20 protein-coding genes and 3 tRNA genes are annotated in these 19,864 nt (G+C 40.3%); 13 read left to right on the top strand and 10 right to left on the bottom strand.

What is annotated here, in order from left to right:
- Window positions 1–198: 198 nt before the first annotated feature.
- From thrS to rplT, 4 genes are all read left to right on the top strand, one after another.
- The gene (thrS, locus tag AB8M93_RS15015) at window positions 199–2,145 is read left to right on the top strand and encodes a threonine--tRNA ligase (RefSeq protein WP_373059145.1); all 1,947 of its coding nucleotides are present in this window, start codon (window positions 199–201) and stop codon (window positions 2,143–2,145) included.
- Window positions 2,146–2,168: 23 nt separating this feature from the next.
- Complete coding sequence (gene infC, locus AB8M93_RS15020; protein ID WP_311536469.1) at window positions 2,169–2,723, top strand: translation initiation factor IF-3; 555 nt, start codon at window positions 2,169–2,171, stop codon at window positions 2,721–2,723.
- A 112-nt stretch (window positions 2,724–2,835) separates the two neighbouring features.
- Window positions 2,836–3,033 carry a 50S ribosomal protein L35 gene (rpmI, locus tag AB8M93_RS15025; protein WP_011708523.1) on the top strand — a complete coding sequence of 66 codons (198 nt, stop codon included), beginning with the start codon at window positions 2,836–2,838 and terminating at the stop codon, window positions 3,031–3,033.
- Window positions 3,034–3,153: 120 nt separating this feature from the next.
- Window positions 3,154–3,498 carry a 50S ribosomal protein L20 gene (gene rplT, locus AB8M93_RS15030; RefSeq protein ID WP_373059147.1) on the top strand — a complete coding sequence of 115 codons (345 nt, stop codon included), beginning with the start codon at window positions 3,154–3,156 and terminating at the stop codon, window positions 3,496–3,498.
- Between the two features lie 83 nt (window positions 3,499–3,581).
- On the opposite strand, the gene AB8M93_RS15035 is transcribed toward rplT, so the two are convergent.
- From AB8M93_RS15035 to tgt, 8 genes are all read right to left on the bottom strand, one after another.
- Entirely contained in the window at window positions 3,582–5,603 is a 2,022-nt protein-coding gene (locus tag AB8M93_RS15035; RefSeq protein ID WP_373059149.1) for a cation:proton antiporter, read from the bottom strand.
- 76 nt (window positions 5,604–5,679) lie between these two features.
- Window positions 5,680–6,105, bottom strand: a complete 426-nt coding sequence (locus AB8M93_RS15040; RefSeq protein WP_373059151.1) for a secondary thiamine-phosphate synthase enzyme YjbQ — start codon at window positions 6,103–6,105, stop codon at window positions 5,680–5,682.
- A gap of 85 nt (window positions 6,106–6,190) precedes the next feature.
- A complete protein-coding gene (locus AB8M93_RS15045) occupies window positions 6,191–7,009 on the bottom strand; it encodes an amidohydrolase family protein (RefSeq protein WP_373059153.1) in 819 nt (272 codons plus the stop codon).
- Window positions 7,010–7,014: 5 nt separating this feature from the next.
- Window positions 7,015–8,241: an asparagine synthetase B gene (locus AB8M93_RS15050; RefSeq protein WP_373059337.1), complete on the bottom strand. Its 1,227-nt coding sequence runs from the start codon at window positions 8,239–8,241 to the stop codon at window positions 7,015–7,017.
- An 88-nt stretch (window positions 8,242–8,329) separates the two neighbouring features.
- The gene (dnaB, locus tag AB8M93_RS15055; protein WP_373059155.1) at window positions 8,330–9,892 is read right to left on the bottom strand and encodes a replicative DNA helicase; all 1,563 of its coding nucleotides are present in this window, start codon (window positions 9,890–9,892) and stop codon (window positions 8,330–8,332) included.
- Between the two features lie 167 nt (window positions 9,893–10,059).
- A complete protein-coding gene (locus AB8M93_RS15060; RefSeq protein ID WP_373059157.1) occupies window positions 10,060–11,013 on the bottom strand; it encodes an acetyl-CoA carboxylase carboxyltransferase subunit alpha in 954 nt (317 codons plus the stop codon).
- A 95-nt stretch (window positions 11,014–11,108) separates the two neighbouring features.
- A complete protein-coding gene (locus AB8M93_RS15065) occupies window positions 11,109–12,185 on the bottom strand; it encodes an LptF/LptG family permease (RefSeq protein WP_373059159.1) in 1,077 nt (358 codons plus the stop codon).
- Window position 12,186: 1 nt separating this feature from the next.
- Window positions 12,187–13,317: a tRNA guanosine(34) transglycosylase Tgt gene (gene tgt / locus AB8M93_RS15070; RefSeq protein WP_373059161.1), complete on the bottom strand. Its 1,131-nt coding sequence runs from the start codon at window positions 13,315–13,317 to the stop codon at window positions 12,187–12,189.
- Window positions 13,318–13,587: 270 nt separating this feature from the next.
- Here tgt and AB8M93_RS15075 point away from each other — a divergent pair, with 270 nt between their 5' ends.
- From AB8M93_RS15075 to AB8M93_RS15085, 3 genes are all read left to right on the top strand, one after another.
- Window positions 13,588–14,433: a transketolase gene (locus tag AB8M93_RS15075; protein ID WP_373059163.1), complete on the top strand. Its 846-nt coding sequence runs from the start codon at window positions 13,588–13,590 to the stop codon at window positions 14,431–14,433.
- 71 nt (window positions 14,434–14,504) lie between these two features.
- On the top strand, window positions 14,505–15,458 hold the full coding sequence (locus AB8M93_RS15080; RefSeq protein WP_373059165.1) for a transketolase family protein: 954 nt from the start codon (window positions 14,505–14,507) through the stop codon (window positions 15,456–15,458).
- A gap of 117 nt (window positions 15,459–15,575) precedes the next feature.
- Window positions 15,576–16,175, top strand: coding sequence for an outer membrane beta-barrel protein (locus AB8M93_RS15085; RefSeq protein ID WP_373059167.1), 600 nt, complete (start codon window positions 15,576–15,578; stop codon window positions 16,173–16,175).
- A gap of 84 nt (window positions 16,176–16,259) precedes the next feature.
- Here AB8M93_RS15085 and AB8M93_RS15090 read toward each other — a convergent pair whose 3' ends face one another.
- Window positions 16,260–17,213 (bottom strand): FKBP-type peptidyl-prolyl cis-trans isomerase, encoded by a 954-nt coding sequence (locus AB8M93_RS15090; protein ID WP_373059169.1) that lies wholly within the window; start codon window positions 17,211–17,213, stop codon window positions 16,260–16,262.
- A gap of 78 nt (window positions 17,214–17,291) precedes the next feature.
- Here AB8M93_RS15090 and AB8M93_RS15095 point away from each other — a divergent pair, with 78 nt between their 5' ends.
- The 3 genes from AB8M93_RS15095 to AB8M93_RS15105 are packed head-to-tail and all read left to right on the top strand — an operon-like array spanning window position 17,292 to window position 18,766.
- A complete protein-coding gene (locus tag AB8M93_RS15095) occupies window positions 17,292–17,693 on the top strand; it encodes an RNA-binding S4 domain-containing protein (protein ID WP_373059171.1) in 402 nt (133 codons plus the stop codon).
- A complete protein-coding gene (locus tag AB8M93_RS15100; protein ID WP_373059173.1) occupies window positions 17,677–18,261 on the top strand; it encodes a class I SAM-dependent methyltransferase in 585 nt (194 codons plus the stop codon). The genes AB8M93_RS15095 and AB8M93_RS15100 overlap by 17 nt, the downstream gene beginning before the upstream one ends.
- A 4-nt stretch (window positions 18,262–18,265) precedes the next feature.
- Window positions 18,266–18,766: a phosphoribosyltransferase family protein gene (locus AB8M93_RS15105; RefSeq protein WP_373059175.1), complete on the top strand. Its 501-nt coding sequence runs from the start codon at window positions 18,266–18,268 to the stop codon at window positions 18,764–18,766.
- On the opposite strand, the gene AB8M93_RS15110 is transcribed toward AB8M93_RS15105, so the two are convergent.
- Window positions 18,758–19,279, bottom strand: a complete 522-nt coding sequence (locus AB8M93_RS15110) for a shikimate kinase (protein ID WP_373059177.1) — start codon at window positions 19,277–19,279, stop codon at window positions 18,758–18,760. The two genes, AB8M93_RS15105 and AB8M93_RS15110, sit on opposite strands and share 9 nt — an antisense overlap.
- Window positions 19,280–19,403: 124 nt before the next feature.
- On the opposite strand from AB8M93_RS15110, the gene AB8M93_RS15115 reads away from it, so the two are divergent.
- From AB8M93_RS15115 to AB8M93_RS15125, 3 genes are all read left to right on the top strand, one after another.
- Window positions 19,404–19,476, top strand: a tRNA-Lys gene (locus AB8M93_RS15115).
- Window positions 19,477–19,584: 108 nt separating this feature from the next.
- Window positions 19,585–19,657, top strand: a tRNA-Lys gene (locus tag AB8M93_RS15120).
- A gap of 67 nt (window positions 19,658–19,724) precedes the next feature.
- A tRNA-Leu gene (locus tag AB8M93_RS15125) sits at window positions 19,725–19,807 on the top strand.
- The last annotated feature ends 57 nt before the right edge of the window (window positions 19,808–19,864 follow it).

Here is a 19,864-nt window from a genome sequence, read left to right on the forward strand (position 1 = left end):
TTCTTATAAATACTTTACTTGTCCCATAATCCTAAAACCGCTATAAGATACAGCAGATAGCCCGGCCGCGACCTTTTGGGGAGCGGAAACGTCCAAAGGCCGAAGGGCAACGCCAGAATGATTCATTTTATACCTATAGTATATTGTACAACCAAGTTCAACGGCTTATCTTTGCCTTTCAAAATTCAAAAGCAAGACATGATTAAGGTTACTTTGCCAGACGGCAGTATAAAAGAATTTGAAAAAGGCACCACTCCCATGGACGTTGCTAATAGCATTAGTGCAGGGCTGGCTAGAAATGTGATTTCAGCTAAATATAATGACAAAATTATAGAGACTGCCACTCCATTAACTACAGATGGCGCCCTTACCTTATTTACATGGAATGATGAAGAGGGGAAGAAGGCCTTCTGGCACTCTACTTCTCACGTGATGGCCCAGGCGATTGAAGAATTATATCCCGGCGCCAAACTCACCATTGGCCCGGCTATTGAAAACGGGTTTTATTATGACGTGGATTTTGGGGATAATAAAATCTCTGAAAATGATTTTAGCAAAATAGAAAGCAAAATGCTGGAAATTGCCCGTGGCAAGCATGATTTTAAAATGCGGGAAGTTTCCAAGGCCGAAGCGCTTGATTATTATAAGAAGCAAAACAATCCGTTTAAAGTTGAATTGATTGAAAATCTTGAAGACGGCACCATAACTTTTTGCGACCACGATACTTTTACAGATTTATGCCGTGGCGGCCATATTCCCAATACTGGAATTATAAAAGCAGTAAAATTGATGAGCGCTGCCGGTGCTTACTGGAGGGGAGATGAAAACAAACCCCAGCTCACCAGGGTTTATGGTACTTCTTTTCCAAAGCAAAAAGAACTTAAGGAATATCTTGAATTGCTGGAAGAAGCCAAAAAGCGTGATCATAGAAAACTGGGAAGGGAACTGGAGCTTTTTACTTTTTCGCAGAAGGTGGGTCAAGGGCTGCCTTTATGGTTGCCCAAAGGTGCCGCTCTACGGGAAAGACTTGAGAATTTTCTAAAAAAAGCTCAGAAAAGAGCCGGTTACGAGATGGTGGTTAGTCCGCATATTGGGCAGAAAGAACTATATGTTACTTCCGGACATTATGCTAAATATGGAGAAGATAGTTTCCAGCCTATAAAGACTCCCAACGAAGGAGAGGAGTTTTTGCTTAAACCTATGAACTGCCCTCACCATTGTGAAATTTATAATGCAAGTTCCTGGAGTTATCGGGATTTGCCAAAAAGATTTGCCGAATTTGGAACAGTTTACCGTTATGAGCAAAGCGGGGAATTACATGGCCTCACCAGAGTTCGCGGTTTTACCCAGGATGATGCGCATATTTTTTGTACTCCAGATCAATTAGACGATGAATTCAAAAAAGTAATAGACCTTACCTTATATGTATTCGCATCTTTAGGTTTCGAAAATTTTACAGCTCAGGTTTCCCTAAGAGATCCTGAAAATAAGGAAAAGTACATTGGAAGTGATGAAGTTTGGGACAAGGCTGAAAATGCTATTATTACCGCTGCCCAAGAAAAAGGTCTTAATTATGTAATAGAAACAGGGGAGGCTGCTTTTTACGGCCCAAAACTGGACTTTATGGTAAAGGATGCCCTTGGCAGAAACTGGCAACTTGGCACCATTCAGGTGGATTATAACCTGCCAGAACGTTTTGACCTGACATATAAGGGGAGCGACAATGAAAGTCACCGCCCCGTAATGATCCACCGGGCTCCTTTTGGAAGCATGGAGCGTTTCGTGGCTATTTTACTGGAACATACCGGTGGAAACTTTCCGCTTTGGTTAATGCCGGAACAGGCTATTATTCTCTCCCTCAGCGAGAAATATGAAAAATACTCTGAAAAAGTTTTAACTTTACTGGAAAATCACGAAATTCGCGCCCGTATAGATAACCGAAATGAAACTATAGGAAAGAAAATTCGGGAAGCTGAAGTGAATAAATTCCCATATATGCTTATAGTGGGAGAGCAGGAAGCAAATGATGGTACAGTTTCTGTACGTAAACATGGGGAAGGCGATATTGGCACAATGCCAGTGGAAGCTTTTGCCCAAATTATAGATAAAGAAATAAAAAGGACGCTTAAGGCGTTTGAAGTTTAACCAAAAATAGATTAGCCATAGCAATACGAAGAAAAAAATCGAAAAGGCCTAGTACAAGGAGAAAGGAAGACGAACACAGGATCAACCAAAAAATACGAGCTGAAAAAGTAAGGCTTGTGGGAGATAATGTGGAAATGGACGTTTACCCTATAAAAGAAGCCTTAGCAATCGCTGAAGAATTAGGATTGGATTTAGTGGAGATCTCTCCAAATGCTGAACCTCCGGTTGTAAAAGCGATGGACTACAAAAAGTTTCTCTATGAGCAAAAGAAACGAGAAAAGGCCATGAAAGCCAAGGCCAGTAAAGTTGTAGTAAAAGAAATTCGATTCGGCCCTAATACCGATGACCATGATTATGAGTTTAAAAAGCGTAATGCTGAAAAATTCCTTAAAGATGGTGCTAAGTTAAAGGCGTTTGTATTCTTTAAAGGCCGTTCTATCGTTTTTAAAGATAAAGGTGAAATCCTCTTGCTGAGACTGGCCACCGATCTTGAAGAACACGGGAAAGTAGAACAAATGCCAAAACTGGAAGGTAAACGTATGACCATGTTTATGGCTCCTACCAAAAAAGCAAAATAATCCTCACGCAGAATTTTTTAAATGAAATTCCGGCCTTCAGAAGGAGAGGTCTTTAGCAGGAGGATAAGATATATTAAAAGAATAAGAGAGTTAATTATAAAAGAAGGACAGCATGCCTAAGATGAAAACAAAATCCAGTGCCAAAAAGCGTTTCAAGCTTACAGGTACCGGTAAAATTAAAAGAAAGCACGCGTTTAAAAGCCACATTCTAACAAAGAAGTCTAAAAAACGCAAACTTGCCCTTACGCACAGTACTTTAGTACATGATGCAGATAAGGATAATGTTAAACTTCAATTACGTTTAAAGTAAATTGAAGCTCTTAACGGTTTAAATATTTAGAAACCCTGGAGTTGGGCCAGTAAAAGAATTCCAAATTCAGAATTTTAAATTTTGAATTATTGAATCGCCTGCTACAAAAACAATTAAAATATGCCAAGATCAGTAAATTCAGTTGCCAAGAGAGCCAGAAGAAAAAAGGTTCTTAAGCAAGCAAAAGGCTACTTTGGACGTCGTAAAAACGTTTGGACAGTAGCAAAAAATGCGGTAGACAAAGCTATGCTTTATGCATACAGAGACCGTAAAACCAAGAAGCGCAATTTTCGTTCATTATGGATTATGCGTATTAACGCTGCTGCCCGTCAGCAAGGAATGTCTTATTCGCAGTTTATGGGTAAAGTAAAAGCTAGCGGAATCTCTTTAAACCGTAAGGTTTTAGCAGATTTAGCAATGAACCACCCAGAGGCGTTTAAAGCAATAGTTGACAAAGTAAAATAATTATAAATAGATTATACTCTCTTATATTAAGATCCGGTTTCTGCAAAGAACCGGATTTTTTTATGCTGAAAAATTAAATGAAGTTAATACTTATTAAGAAAGATACTGGGGTTAGTGAATTTTGTTTTATTTTCTTCAGCTTCAACTGAAGCTCTAGGAGAAACAAGTATAAAAGAATGTTGTTGGGCGTTTCGCTTTAAGCCGAGAATGATTTTGCCGTGTAAAATCTTATTTTTTCCCAATACCACAATCAGGTTTTCATGATTGGAAATTTTTACCGGCAGGTCTTCAAAGTTATCGCTCGTCGTAATCTCTTTAAATTCGGCACCGGGAAAACGCTCCATTTGCTTTGAAGACTTCAGCATCTTAAGTGCAGATTTTGGGCCACAAAAAGCAATTTTAGCACCTGAGGCTTTTACAATTCTACCTAATTTTTCAAGCCAGAAGCTAAAGACATATTCCGCTTCAGCAGCCTCGGAAATCCAGACTATATGTTTCCTGATTGTACTTAAGGGCTCCACGGAGTTATAAATCCATTTATTGGTTTCACCCTGCGCCATTATAGATTCAGTCATTTTCCCAAGAAAGGAATCATTAGGGTTTTCAGGTACATGCAGGCCAAGAATGAGGTCAGTGATTTTTTGTTCTTTCACAATATTATTAATACCATTTGCCAAATCCAGATCGTAGCGAAGCAATTCATTAAGAACAGTATCTGTTGCGGATGCCGTTACCGCAGCCTGGGTGAGCAGCTTCCTGGCCTGCTTTTCAGCAAGAAGATCTTCAGCGTTGTTACTAATTACTGTTAAGGCATAGACTCCATCCCGGTTATTTCTGGATTTAATCATCACTGCCAGATTTATAAGTTCCTCTACTGTTGCCGCATTACGAACCGGAATAAGAATTTTCTCTTTTACTATACGTTCTTCTTCAAAATTTACTCCTGCTGCCGCTATATTTTTTGCTCCCTTTTGAGCCACAAATGTCGCCGCGGTACAAGTAAAAAGGATCATTAATATGGTACCATTGAGCACATTTTCATTCAGGAGCCGTTGGGGCTCTCCCTCTACTGTTGTTCCAATGATAATATTATACCCAATTACTACCGCGGCAAGAGTGGCGGCAGCCTGTGCATTGCTTAAGCCAAAAATAATCCGCCTTTCATCTGCTGAAAAGTGAAAGGTTTTCTGGGTAAGCCAGGCAGCCATAAACTTTGCCGCGGTGGCGACAATAATCATTATGAGTCCAACTTTTAAAGTTTCCAGGTCCTTGAAAAATACCCGGTAATCTAATAGCATTCCTATTCCTATCAGGAAAAAGGGAATAAAGATGGCACTTCCTACAAATTCCACCCTGTTCATCAAAGGGGAGGTTCTTGAGATAAGACCATTGAAGGCAATTCCTGTTAAAAACGCGCCGATTATTCCTTCTATTCCGGCCATTTCAGCAAGAAAAGCTCCAAGGAACAAACAGGCCAAAACAAAAACATATTGCAATACATTATCTTCAAAGCGTTGAAAAAACCATCTGCCCAACAAAGGGAAAATGAACAAAATTATAGATCCGGCAATAAATGTGGAGATGGTTAATTTCAGCCAGAAAAAAGTATTGACTTCTCCCTCTGTTATTCCAACAATTACCGCCAATACCAGCAACGCCAGAATATCTGTTACCATTGTGCCTCCTACGGTAATATTTACTGCCCTGTTGGAGGTTATTCCGGCCTTCCTGATGATTGGATATGCTATTAACGTATGCGATGCAAACATACTGGCCAGTAAAACCGAAGTGATTATAGAAAAATCGAGAAGATATAATCCCGCGCCCAGCCCCAGGATCATTGGGATAATAAAAGTATACATCCCAAAAACAAAACTTTTGGTACGGTTTCTCTTGAAATCTACGAGGTCAATTTCCAAACCGGCCAGAAACATAATATATAACAGTCCTGCGGTGCCTGAAAGAATGATGCCGCTATCCCGCTCCATAAGATTAAGTCCGTTTGGACCAATTACCGCCCCGGCGATTATTAGACCCAGAAGTTGGGGGATTTTTGTTTTGTTCAGCAAAATTGGAGTGAACAGGATAATGAGGAGGATAATCAAAAATTTTAGTACCGGATTTGTAATTGGTAAATCCTCCAGCCCGGCGGGCATCATGGCTTTGTCATAGAATTAGAGATTATACACCCCAGGCGCTAAGCACCAGTTTTCGGGATCCGCCCTGGTTGCGGTGTTCACAAAGATAAATACCCTGCCAGGTGCCCAGGTTAAGTCTTCCACTGGTTACCGGGATTTGCACCGAAGTTCCCATGAGCGATGCCTTAATATGAGCCGGCATATCATCCGGCCCCTCCAGGGTGTGTTTATAGTAAGGCTGATTTTCCGGCACCATTTTATTGATATGGCTCTCAAAATCTTCCCTCACCGTGGGATCTGCATTTTCGTTAATGGTGAGACTGGCAGAAGTATGCTTAATAAAAACCTGCAACACCCCGTTATTTATTTCTGAAATCTCAGAAAGCTGACTCAAAATTTCCTCTGTTACCAGGTGAAAGCCTCTTCTTTTCGCGCTTAGCCTTATTTCTTTCTGAATAAATTTGCTCATGAATGTAAGCTTTTCAATTTTATGCAAAAGGTAAGCAACAAAACTGAAATCCGGAACGGGAGATTCCCAATTCCTTCTCAAAATTTTACAAGCAGTAGCATCTCTGCGCGTTTATGCCAAAAATCTTAGACTGCAAATTTTTATCCTTTCGAGAGACATAATTTTCTATCAACTTGATATTATCAGCATAAGTGCCACCGGAGAGGGAAACCGGCCAGTCTGAGCCAAAGATTAATCTGTCTTCTGAAAAAGACTTAAAAACCACCTCCAGAATAGGAGTAAAAAAAGGCTTGTTCTCTATATGCGTTCCTGCTGTACTTAACAATCCTGAAATTTTACAAAAAACATTTTTATTACGGCCTAGTTCTTCAATCCCACTAATCCATTTTGCGGAAGGTTTACAAAATACAGCAGGTTTTGCCATATGATTTAGCACAAATCTTTGTTCCGGAAATTTATTTACCAGGTTCACCGCAGCTTTTAACTGATAAGGAAAAACCAAAATTTCATAAACCAGGTTGAATTGAGCAAGTTTTGATATGCCTCTCCGAAAATTAGGCGCAGCCATAAATTCCCCCCTATCATCATAAATGGTATGGCGCACTCCTTTAAAATTTTTATTTTCTGAAAATTCCCCAAGAACATCTTCAACATTTTCTGCAGATAAATCTACCCAGCCAATAACAGCTTTAATAAATGTATACTGTTGGGCAAGCTTCAGTAAAAAACGGGTTTCCGCTTCGCTTTGATCGGCCTGTACGGCGATACAGCCATTAAAATTGTGAAGATCCAGCAAAGGTTTCAAATCTTCTGGAAAGAAATTTCTATGAAGTCTTTCATCTTCAATCCAGCCATATCTATCAGCATCATATTTCCAGAAATGCTGATGCGCATCAATCTGCATATTGATTAGGTTTTTTGTTTTTTCTTACGGGCGGCAGGAAAAAGGACATTGTTAAGGATAAGGCGGTAGCCGGGGGAATTGGGATGCAATTCCAGTTCGGTTTTTGGATCACCAACCCTGTGGGTATAATCTTCTGGATCATGGCCACCATAAAACGTAAAGAAACCTTTTCCTTTTATCCCGTGAATATATCTTGCTTCCCCGTTTAATTTACTCTCGCCCAATACCAGTACATTTGCCTTTAAATTTTCAGGATTAAAAGAAGTGGTCTGGCCCATAAATCCTTTTACAAGACGGGTGTGGTTTTGTGTGAGCATTGTTGGCACCACATCCCATTTTGCTGAAAAATCCATCAACGTAAAATAATCGCTCTCTGCCGGAATTTGCCTTTTTTGGGTCATGTCTATGGAAGAAAACTCATAAACCATTGGATTGCGCTCGAGGATAAAATTGGTAAAAGCAAAGGTATTATCATAATCTATTTTTGCCTGATAACCAGGGTCGCTTGGATCACCATCAAACATGGCTTCTGCAATATCTACATTTTCAGCAGCAAGGGCAATATCAAAACTATCTGTTGCGCTGCACATGGCAAACATAAATCCGCCGCCAACCACGTAATCCCTTATTTTTAAAGCAACGGCAAGTTTTTCTTCGGAAACTTTATCATAACCTAATTCTGCCGCAAGCGCCTCTGCTTCCTTTTTATCTTCTATATACCAGGGCGTGGTCCTGAAAGCACGGTAAAATTTCCCGTACTGCCCGGTAAAATCTTCATGATGTAAATGCAGCCAGTCATATTGTACCAAAGCATCATTTAAAACTTCTTTATCATAAATGGTTTGGTAAGGAATTTCAGCATAAGTAAGTACCATAGTCACCGCATCATCCCATGGTTTGTTGCCTTGCGGGGAATAAACGGCAATTTTAGGCGCTTTTTCCAGTTCTACGGTTTCCATATTTTGTGATGGACTGCTGATTTCTTCCAGGATTTGCTCTGTTTTACTGTCGCTAATCACTTCAAAAGATACTCCGCGAATCTGGCATTCCCTTCGTAGAGCATCTGTATCTGAAATTAAAAAAGAGCCCCCGCGGTAATTAAGCAGCCATCTCACTTTTAAATTATTTACCAGCGAATAATAGGTAATACCGTAAGCCTTTAAATGATCTGTCTGCGATCCAGCATCCATTGGGATAAAAATATTGGAAGCAAAACTATGGCAGGAGCACATTAAAAATACAAAAACCGCCAGGCTTTCCTTTATTTTAAAAGGAAACCTGGCGGAATATTGTCTTATGATATTTTTTTTATTCTTAAAATTAGAAAGGCACGTCGCTGTCGTCATCATTAAAATCGTCATTCATTGAACTGCCAAAAGCCTCATCGGCACTTGGGTTGGGTAAATTATGGTTCCCTCCAAAATCATTTTCGTCCTCTCCCCCGCTGTTCATTTTAGAATGGAATTCAAAGGGAGAATCAAACTCTTCCAAGTTATCAAATTTCCCCAAATGTCCAATAAATTTCAATCGTATATTTTCAAGTCCACCGTTACGGTGCTTGGCCACAATAAATTCTGCCTGCCCGTCTGTAGGAGTACGTTCCTCATCGTCCCACTCGTCGATTTTATAATATTCCGGGCGATAAATAAAAGAAACAATATCGGCATCCTGCTCAATTGCTCCGGATTCCCTAAGGTCTGAAAGTAAAGGCCTTTTACTGCCTCCACGGGTTTCCACCGCCCGGGAAAGCTGTGAAAGGGCAATTACCGGCACATTGAGTTCTTTGGCAAGGGCTTTAAGGTTTCGCGAAATTGTTGAAATTTCCTGTTCCCTGTTGCCCCCTTTCTGGCTTCCTCCGGCAGTCATTAACTGCAAATAATCTATCACAATAAGTTTAATACCATGCTGTGATGCCAGGCGCCTTGCTTTAGCCCGAAGGTCGAAAATTGATAAAGATGGGGTGTCATCTATAAAAAGCGGCGCTTTTTCAAGGTCTTTTACTTTTACATTTAATTGTTCCCACTCGTGTTTTTCAAGGTTTCCGGTTCTTAGTTTTTCTGAAGATAAGCCAGTTTCAGAAGAAATTAACCGGGTAATAAGCTGTACTGAAGACATTTCCAGAGAGAAAAACGCAACCGGTAAGTTCTGTCCCACAGCAATATTCCTGGCCATAGAGAGCGTTAAAGCGGTTTTACCCATACCAGGACGTGCTGCCACAATAATTAAATCACTGGGCTGCCAGCCGGAGGTTAATTTATCCAGTTTTTCAAAACCAGATGGCACGCCACTTAATCCCTCTTTATTGGAAATTTCCTGAATACGGTTTTTTGCCTGAATTACAAGGCTTTGTGCTGTTTCAGTAGATTTTTTAATGTTTCCCTGGGTTACCTCGTATAATTTGGCCTCTGCCTGATCCAGCAAATCAAAAACATCTGTAGATTCATCGTAAGAATCTTCAATAATTTCATTCGAAATTTTAATCAGGCTACGCTGAATATACTTCTGAAGAATTATACGGGCATGAAATTCAATATGGGCTGAAGATGATACTTTTTGAGTAAGCTGAATCAGGTAATAATCTCCTCCTGCTTTTTCAAAATTTCCATCCTTTTTAAGTTGATTAGAGACTGTTAATAAGTCTATCGCCTCGGTATTTTCGAATAGCTTGTGTATGGCTTCAAAAATGAGTTTATGGCCAGATTTATAGAAGGCATCAGCATGAAGAATATCTATTATCTCATCTACCCCTTTTTTGTCTATCATCATAGCACCAAGCACAACTTCCTCTAAATCAACAGCCTGAGGTGGCAATTTACCTTTTTCAAGATTAATAACGTTGCTTTGCTTATAGCCAAAACTTTGTGGGGCAGTGATCTTTTCCATATTACGAAAGTAAAGAATTTGTTAAGACGATCTTAATAATTATCGATTAAGTTAGTCCACCGGTAATCAACAATTAGTATGTTGAAAAGTTTATTTTTTTGTTCATAGGGATAAAAAAATCCGAAACTGTTGCTCCGGATTAAATCTTAAATGTGATATAGAAAGAACTAGCCTTTAAAAACTCCCATGGCCAAATATTTATCCATTCTTTTTTCAACAAGATCTGTTGGTGATAAGTTTTTAAATTCGTCATAAGCATCAGAAATGGATTTTTTTACAGTTGTAAAAATTTCCTCTCTGTTGCTATGTGCACCTCCAATTGGTTCTTTCACAATCTCGTCTATAAGCTTCTGCTTCTTCATATCTTTAGCGGTGAGCTTCAGCGCATCTGCAGCTGTTTCTTTGTATTCCCAGCTTCGCCATAAAATTGAAGAACAGGATTCCGGAGAAATAACCGAATACCAGGTATTTTCAAGCATTAACACCTTATCTCCAACTCCTATCCCTAAGGCACCACCACTGGCTCCTTCACCAATAATCACTACAATAATCGGGACTTTTAGGCGGGTCATTTCCAGGATATTCCGGGCAATAGCTTCTCCCTGCCCGCGCTCTTCAGCTTCCAAACCGGGATATGCGCCCGGGGTATCTACAAAACAAACTACGGGAATCCCAAATTTTTCGGCAGAGCGCATTAAACGAAGTGCCTTCCGATAGCCTTCGGGATTTGCCATCCCAAAATTCCTGTATTGCCTGGTTTTGGTATTATAGCCTTTCTGCTGACCAATGAACATATAGCTTTGCTCATCAATTTTTCCAAGGCCTCCAATCATGGCTTTGTCATCCTTTACATTTCTATCGCCGTGAAGTTCCAGAAAAGTATCTCCACATAAAGCATTTATATAGTCCAGCGTGTATGGCCGGTTGGGATGCCTGGATAATTGAACGCGTTGCCATGCCGTGAGGTTTTTATAGATGTCCTTGCGGGTCTCCCTGAGTTTTTTCTCAATTTGCCTGCAGGTTGCCGTAACATCCACATCGCTTTCCTCCCCTATATTACAGGCTTTCTGGTATTGTTCTTCTAACTCTTTAATGGGTAATTCAAAATCTAAATATTCCATAAGAATTATGGTGTTTTTTTATTAGCCTACAAATATAACAAACTTTGGAAGGAAGATTTCCTGTTTTCCTCCATATTTTTATACCGAATTGGGCTTTATCTTTTGGAAGTAAACAGTAGGTAAACTGCCAAAACGCCAAAAACTATATTGGGAAACCACACCGCTATTAAGGGTGAAAACGTAGATTGCTCTGCCATAGTCCCAAAGACTTTATCAAAAAATATAAAAATAAATGCCAGGGTTATCCCCAGTGCCAGGTTTACTCCCATTCCCCCTCTTCTCTTTTTTGACGAAACCGCCACCGCGATTACGGTAAGAATAAATGCTGAAACGGGTAAACTCCACCTTTTATAAGCTACCACAAGGTACCTGTTAATATTTCCAGAACCACGGCGGCGCTCTGTTTCTATAAAATCATTGAGTTCAGTATAATTTAATGTTTCTGCTATGTAAGATTCCGGGGTAAGTTCATCAAATTCAAAGGGCAGGATAGTGTCCAGTTTTCGCTGATTAAAAATTTCATCTCCATTTTCTCCTACAATCCTGCGATCTACGTTGGTAAGGGAATATGTGGTATCCTCCTCATTAAATTCAAGATAAGAAGCGCTTAATTTAAATTCCAGTTCATTTCCATCAAAATGCTCCAGAGTGAAATTCCTGGCGGTTTTAGTCCTGGGCTGGAAATTGCTGGCGTAGATATATTCGTTATCGTTAATTTGCCGGTAAACATCCCGGGTTTCCTGTACCTGCGTTCCCTTTTTGAGATATTCATATTTAAATTCGTTAAAACCTTTGCTGGCTTTAGGCGCCAGATACATCCCCAGGATCAATGCCCCAAAACAAACTATAGCCGCACCAATAAGGTAAGGCCTTAAAAAACGCCAGAAGGAAACCCCGCTACTAAGAAAAGCTATAATTTCAGTATTATTGGCAAGTTTTGAGGTAAACCAGATCACCGACAGGAACAAAAAAAGCGGAAAAAGCAAATTGGCAAAATAGATGGTGAAATCAAGATAATATTTAGCCACTTCAATAAAAGGCACCTCATTTTCAAGAATTTTGTCGATTTTTTCAGCAAGATTAACCGTAATCCCAATAGGAATAAACAGTAAAAGCATTAAAACAAAAGTTCCTAAATAGCGCTTAAGTATGTACCAGTCAAGGATTTTCAAATTACAGACGTTTATCCATTTGTTTTACCATCTGGTTTTTCCAGGTGCTGAAATCGCCCGCTAAGATATGTTTTCTTGCCTCGCGAACCAACCAAAGGTAAAAGCCCAGGTTATGAATGGTAGCAATTTGCCTGCCAAGCATTTCATTTACCGTGAACAAGTGTCTCAGGTAGGCTTTGGAATAACAGGTATCCACATAAGTAATTCCCATTTCGTCAATAGGAGAAAAATCTTCCTGCCATTTTTTATTTTTGATATTTATGGTGCCGTGGGCGGTAAACAGCATTCCGTTCCTGCCATTTCGGGTTGGCATTACGCAATCAAACATGTCTACTCCCAATGCGATATTTTCCAAAATATTAATTGGCGTTCCCACTCCCATTAGGTAGCGGGGCTTTTCCTTCGGAAGAATACCGGTGACCACTTCTGTCATGGCGTACATTTCTTCAGCCGGTTCTCCTACTGAAAGCCCTCCTATGGCATTGCCTTCAGCTCCAACTGAAGCTATATATTCCGCAGATTGTTCCCGCAAATCCTTATAAGTACTCCCCTGCACAATTGGAAAAAGCGCCTGGCTATAACCGTAAAGCGGCGGGGTTTTTTCAAAATGGGCGATACAGCGGTCCAGCCAGCGGTGCGTCATATGCATAGATCGCTTGGCGTACCTGTAATCGCAGGGATATGGGGTACATTCATCAAAGGCCATAATGATATCGGCCCCTATGGTTCGCTGGATTTCCATCACATTTTCAGGAGTAAAGGTGTGATAAGAACCATCTATATGAGATTTGAACTTTACACCCTCTTCCTTTATTTTCCTTCTTGCTGAAAGGGAATAAACCTGGTATCCTCCGCTATCTGTCAAAATATTGCGGTCCCAGTTCATAAATTTATGGAGCCCACCTGCTTTTTTTAGTATTTCAGTTTGTGGACGCAGGTACAAATGATAAGTATTTCCAAGAATAATATCCGGATTAATATCTTCTTTTAACTCCCGCTGATGCACTCCTTTAACAGAAGCCACCGTACCTACAGGCATAAAAATGGGGGTTTCAATTTTGCCATGGTCAGTAGTTATAGTTCCGGCCCGGGCGCTGCTTTGTTTATCCGTAGATAAAAGTTCAAAATCCATAAAAAATTTTCAATGGGTGCAAAGATACTCAACATTTCTTGTAAAGAAAGAAAATAGCCTGCCGAGCTACAGATAAGTCCTGCACCTGTAATATACTCAAGTGTTATGTTCAACAAGAGAGGAGAGAGGAGAGAGGAGAGAGGAGAAAACTTTTTCACTTTCCACTTCCAACTTTTCACTCCTTAAAATATCTCGACTATTTAAGCTTTGGTGAAGCCGATTAAAAAGCTATTTTTGTTATCAACTCAATTTTAACAATACAAGACTAAAATGCCAAACATCAAAGAATTAGAAGATTTTGCCACCCAGGTACGCAGGGATATTTTGAGGCAGGTGCATAAGGTAAATTCCGGGCATCCGGGAGGATCCCTTGGATGTACCGAATTTTTCACCGCTCTTTACCAGGAGGTGATGGAGCATAATACAGATTTTGATATGGACGGAAAAGATGAAGATATCTTCTTTCTTTCCAATGGCCATATTTCGCCTGTTTTTTACAGTGTACTTGCAAGAAGCGGGTATTTTCCCATTGAGGAGCTTAGTACTTTTAGGCTTATAGATTCAAGATTACAAGGACATCCAACCACTCATGAAGGTTTACCTGGAATTCGTGTGGCTTCAGGTTCTCTGGGACAGGGAATGTCTGTAGCCTTGGGAGCCGCCCAGGCTAAAAAACTTAATGGAGACAAACATCTTGTGTACACCCTCCATGGAGACGGCGAATTGCAGGAAGGACAAAACTGGGAAGCCATCATGTATGCTGCAGGAAATAAGGTAGACAATATCATTTCTACAGTAGACCTTAACGGGCAACAGATAGATGGTAGTACAGAAACTGTTTTGCCAATGGGCAATTTAAAGGCAAAATTTGAAGCTTTTGGCTGGGATGTTATGGAAATTGAAGATGGAAATGACCTGCAGCAGGTATTAGACGGACTCGCGGAAGCCAAAAGAAGAACCGGAAAAGGCAAACCTGTTTGCATTTTAATGACCACAGTGATGGGACATGGAGTAGATTTTATGATGCATACCCATGCGTGGCACGGGAAAGCGCCTAACGATGAACAACTGGAAAAAGCCCTTGCCCAGAATCCTGAAACCCTTGGAGATTATTAATTTCCCATTATTACAAACAACATCACAAAAAATTAAATGTTCGCCGCTGCGCAAATGACAAAGAAGCTAAGATGAAAAAATATACAGATACAGGAAAAAAAGATACCCGTTCCGGCTTTGGAGACGGTTTAACCGAACTTGGACGCAAAAATCCAAATGTTGTAGCCTTGTGTGCCGATTTGGTTGGTTCGCTCAAAATGCAGGATTTCATAGACGAAAATCCCGAGCGTTTCTTCCAGGTGGGTATTGCCGAAGCCAACATGATTGGAATGTCTGCCGGCCTCACCATTGGTGGTAAAATTCCCTTTGCAGGAACTTTTGCCAATTTTGCAACCGGAAGAGTTTACGACCAGATTCGCCAAAGTGTGGCCTATTCCAATAAAAACGTGAAGATATGCGCTTCCCATTCCGGCGTTACCCTTGGAGAAGACGGGGCAACCCACCAGATCCTGGAAGACATAGGCCTTATGAAAATGCTGCCTGGAATGACGGTAATTAACACCTGTGATTACAACCAGACCAAAGCAGCAACTATTGCCATAGCAGACCATGTTGGGCCGGTTTACCTTAGATTTGGCCGTCCAAAAGTGGCTAATTTCACTCCTGAAGACCAGAACTTTGAAATTGGGAAAGCCGTTCAGCTTTTTGAAGGAAACGATGTAACCATTATTGCCACAGGCCACCTGGTTTGGGAAGCCATTCAGGCAGCTGAAAAACTTTCAGAAAAAGGAATAAGCGCTGAAGTGATCAATATCCACACTATTAAGCCATTAGATTCAGAAGCAATTTTGAAATCGGCTAAAAGAACAGGATGCGTGGTTACTGCTGAAGAGCATAACTTCCTTGGCGGCCTTGGCGAAAGCGTGGCCCGTACTCTGGCAGAAAACCACCCTACGCCACAGGAATTTGTAGCTACCCAGGATACCTTTGGAGAAAGCGGAACCCCTGAGCAGCTTTTTGCCAAATATGGCCTTAATGCCGAAGCTATTATTAAAGCAACTGAAAAAGTGCTTAAGAGAAAGTAATGAAATTATCACTCTTTAAGAAGCCTTTCGGAACCTTGTTCTGAAAGGCTTTTTTATATTTCAGAAAATAATTAGCCTCACTTTTACGTTATTAAAATTCAACCTAATACCATAACTATGAAAAAATTAATGTTTTTAGCGCTGATTTTCTGCGGAATGAACCTCATGGCCCAGGAAGCTTCCTTCGGAATAAAAGGAGGCTTAAATTATGGCGCTACAGGAGATTATGAAAATTTATCGGAAGTAGTAGATGACGCTTCTCAAATAGAAGACGGGAAACAAAGAACGGGATATCATTTCGGTTTTTTTGGAAAACTCGAATTCGCTGGAATATTTCTTCAACCGGAACTCCTTTATACCAAACTTACCACAGAATATCCGGAATTTGATTATGTAATGCAAAAATTAGATGCGCCCGTACTGTTGGGAGTAAATGTCTTAGGACCACTAAACATTAAGGCAGGACCATCTTTCCAGTATGTGTTGAGCAATGAACTGGAAAACACCAGTCTTGAAATTGGGGATGTGGAAAATAATATTACGGTAGGATATCAGCTAGGGCTTGGAGTAAATATTGGCCGGCTGGGAATTGATGCCAGATATGAAGGAGCTTTTCAGGATAATGACGCCTTTGGGGGTGATCTAGCCCAGGACAATGGTTTTAAAATAGATTCCCGCCCTTCCCAATGGATTCTAAGTGCCTCTTATGCTTTTTGAAAAATCATACAAAGCAAGCTCTATAAAATTGAGTCATAAAAAAGCCCCGGGATCGGGGCTTTTAACTTTTTAGTTATTGCTTAATTAATCCTGAAACACGTCCGGGTCCAGATAATCCGGGGTGTCATCGCTGTTACTATCAGGGAATTCAACAGAACCATCTTCCAGAATAACAATTTCTTTCCTAGTAGAAGTTCCGTCGCCGTCATCATCAGGATCTGAATGGTTTGGATAGCCATTGCCATCGGTGTCATCGTTAAATAAATTGCCATCGTCATCCAAATCTTCCATCCAGGAAGGAATTCCATCCCCATCATGATCGGCCTCTACCGCGCGGTAAAGGTTAATCTCAAAAACAAGCGGACTGTAAGGCGGTATTCCTGATTGCCCGGCAGAAAAGTATCCTAATCCCGAAGGAACAAAAACCGCTCCTATTCCGTAATTTTCCCAGTTCACCGTATTATCAGGATTAACAGTATAATTGGTGGCAGCCCTGAATTCCGTTAAACTTTCAGAAAAACCGGGAATAACCCCTCCGTACCTTGCAAGTCTTCCGTTGGCATTTAAAGCCACATATCCCGGAAGGTCAAACCATACGGGGGCAACCATGTTCTGATCGAAAACCTCATCATTTAGCAGCATGCCTTTATACCCTACCAAAGTAGAATCTGCGAATGTAGGTTTACGGCCACCTCCTTCGCGGACCTTTAAAATGTAAAGGGTATACTCCACATCTTCATCTTCCACTGTTTTCTCCATCAGTTTATCGGAATCTATCAAAGCAGTTTTATCTGAATTTTCTCCTGCTATGGTATCAATCCTTATGCGGTAGTCAAAATCATCAGAAGGTATCTCAAATTCTTCATAATTATAAAAGTGGGTGGATAGATAAGATACCAGGGCTTCATTATCTTCTGCAGCCTGTTCTCCCCTGTCTCTTTCAGGAACTGTAGTAATTCCATCGTCATCATCTTTATTACAGGAGATAAGGCCCATGCTTAGAACAGCAGCGCCTAAAAATAATTGCTTTAATCGCATCGTAAGAAATTTTAGGCCGCAAGATACAATAATCTTGTATTTTTGCTTAAGGAAAAAAGACAGATTTAAAGCGAGATTATGAGAGTTGATAAGTTTTTATGGTGCGTGAGATATTTTAAAACCCGAAGCATAGCAACCAATGCCTGCAAGCAGGGAAAAGTGAAAATGGACGGGACTAATCTAAAGCCTTCTAAAGAAGTATTTCCGGGGGATAAAATTGTTGCCCGTAAAAACCAGGTGAATTATGAAATAGAAATTCTGGACCTGCCACCCAGCCGGGTTGGTGCAAAACTGGTGAATCTCTATGTGCATGATCTTACCCCGAAGGAGGAATTTGAGAAAAAAGAACTGCTGAAATATTCCCAGGACTACTACCGTAAGAAAGGAACCGGCAGGCCTACCAAAAAAGACCGGCGTGATATTGATGACTGGTTTGAGGATGCTTCTGAAGAGACTAAGAAAGATGAGCAAAAAAGCTGAAGCATACTGGGCTTCCCGTTATCTTACAAATAAAACAGGCTGGGACATAGGCCATATTTCCACTCCCATAAAGGAATATATAGATCAACTTGAGGACAAAGAACTAAAAATCCTTATTCCCGGTGCCGGCAATGCTTATGAAGCCGAATACCTTTTTAACAATGGGTTTAAAAATGTGCATGTAGCTGATATTGCTAAACCCCCACTATTGAACTTGCAGAAAAGAATACCCAGCTTTCCGGAGCAGCATTTACATCATAAGGATTTTTTCAGGCTGAAGGGCCAGTTTGATCTTATTATTGAACAAACTTTCTTTTGTGCAATTCCAGTGAACAAACGGCAGGATTATGTAAAAAAAATGCAACAGCTGCTTGTTGAAAAAGGTAAGATTGCCGGGTTGCTTTTCAATTTTCCTTTGACTGAAAAAGGCCCGCCTTTTGGGGGCAGCAAAGCGGAATATTTGACGTATTTTAGTCCGTATTTTGAAATAGATACTTTGGAAACCTGCTATAATTCCATCCCTCCCAGGAAGGGAAATGAATTATTTTTTAGCTTCAGAAAAAAATAAAACCATGAAAACCAGTATTCTTATCCTCAATCAGGCAGAAATTGAACATAAAATAAAACGTATTGCCTATCAAATCCTGGAAAACAATATTGATGAAAAGGAGATCATCCTGGCCGGAATTGCAAAAAACGGGTATGAACTTGCCAGAAGACTTAAGATGGAGCTGGAAAAAATTTCTTCACTTACTGCGAAACTTTGCGAAGTTCACATCGATAAGAAAAACCCTCTAGACACAATTTCCACTTCTTTAAAAGCTGAAGATTACCAGGAAAAATCAGTCGTGCTGGTAGATGATGTTCTAAACTCCGGCACTACGCTTATCTATGGGGTAAGACATTTTCTGGATGTTCCCCTTAAACAATTTAAAACCGCTGTACTGGTAGACAGGAACCATAAGAAATATCCCGTTAAGGCCGATTTTAAAGGAATTTCACTTTCCACTTCGCTTAGTGAAACGGTAAAATTACGGTTTGAAAAGGACAAAGACCGGGTGGAATTACTTTAGCTTAGACAATAGTTCGGCCGTAATTTCCTCAGGATCCTTATCATCTACATTTATAATAACATCAGACTGATTATAATAGTAGGCTCTTTCAAATAAATGCTTCCGCAGAAATTCTTCCAGATCTTCTTTAGTTTCCAAATGGCTAATTACCGGGCGATGCACTTTTTCAAGGAAAAGCCGGTTTGTTAGGGTGCTTACTGTAGCTTTAAGATATACGGTTTTTGCTTCGGGAACATTTTTTATCCACTGAAGGTTATCTCCATAACAAGGCGTACCACCACCTAAAGACACTACCATATCTCCATCTTTCTCTAGAATATCTCTTAAAACTTTGTTTTCGGTTTTGCGAAAATAAAGCTCTCCTTTTGTCTGAAAAATATTCTGAATATCGGTTTGTTCTATCAGCTCTATTTGGTCATCAAGATCTACATAATCATATTTCAGTTTTTCAGAAAGCAACTTTCCTATTCTTGATTTTCCAGCTCCCATATAGCCGTTTAAAAAATATTTCATGTGCTATTTCCCTAATTTAGAGGTTAATTAAAAACATTTACAAATTTATGTGAAATAAGGCTTGAAAAATAAATTAATGATATTATATTTGCACCCGCATTCTGGAAAAGCCGATGCATAAAAAGATCTGGTAGCTCAGTTGGTAGAGCATCTCCCTTTTAAGGAGAGGGTCCTGGGTTCGAGCCCCAGCCAGATCACAAAATTTGATCTGAAACTTACAGGGCGAGAAGTTTATCCCGAGCCTTTAGCTTAGCGATAGCGAGGGAAGCCCCAGCCAGATCACATAGGTTCATTGTTTATTGCAAGATCTGGTAGCTCAGTTGGTAGAGCATCTCCCTTTTAAGGAGAGGGTCCTGGGTTCGAGCCCCAGCCAGATCACATATATTTCAAAATTATTTTGAAAACCCTTCTGGAAAAAATTGAATTTAATATTATTCAATTATACACCCGGGTGCTGGAATTGGTAGACAGGCATGGTTGAGGGCCATGTGTCCTTTGGGCGTGCGGGTTCAAGTCCCGCTCCGGGTACTTTACTCTCTTTTTTATATTGCGATGTATTTTGTTTATGCCATCCGTAGTCAGCTT

The sequence above is a fragment of the Autumnicola aciditolerans genome (assembly GCF_041679265.1).
Classification (GTDB): Bacteria; Bacteroidota; Bacteroidia; order Flavobacteriales; family Flavobacteriaceae; genus Autumnicola.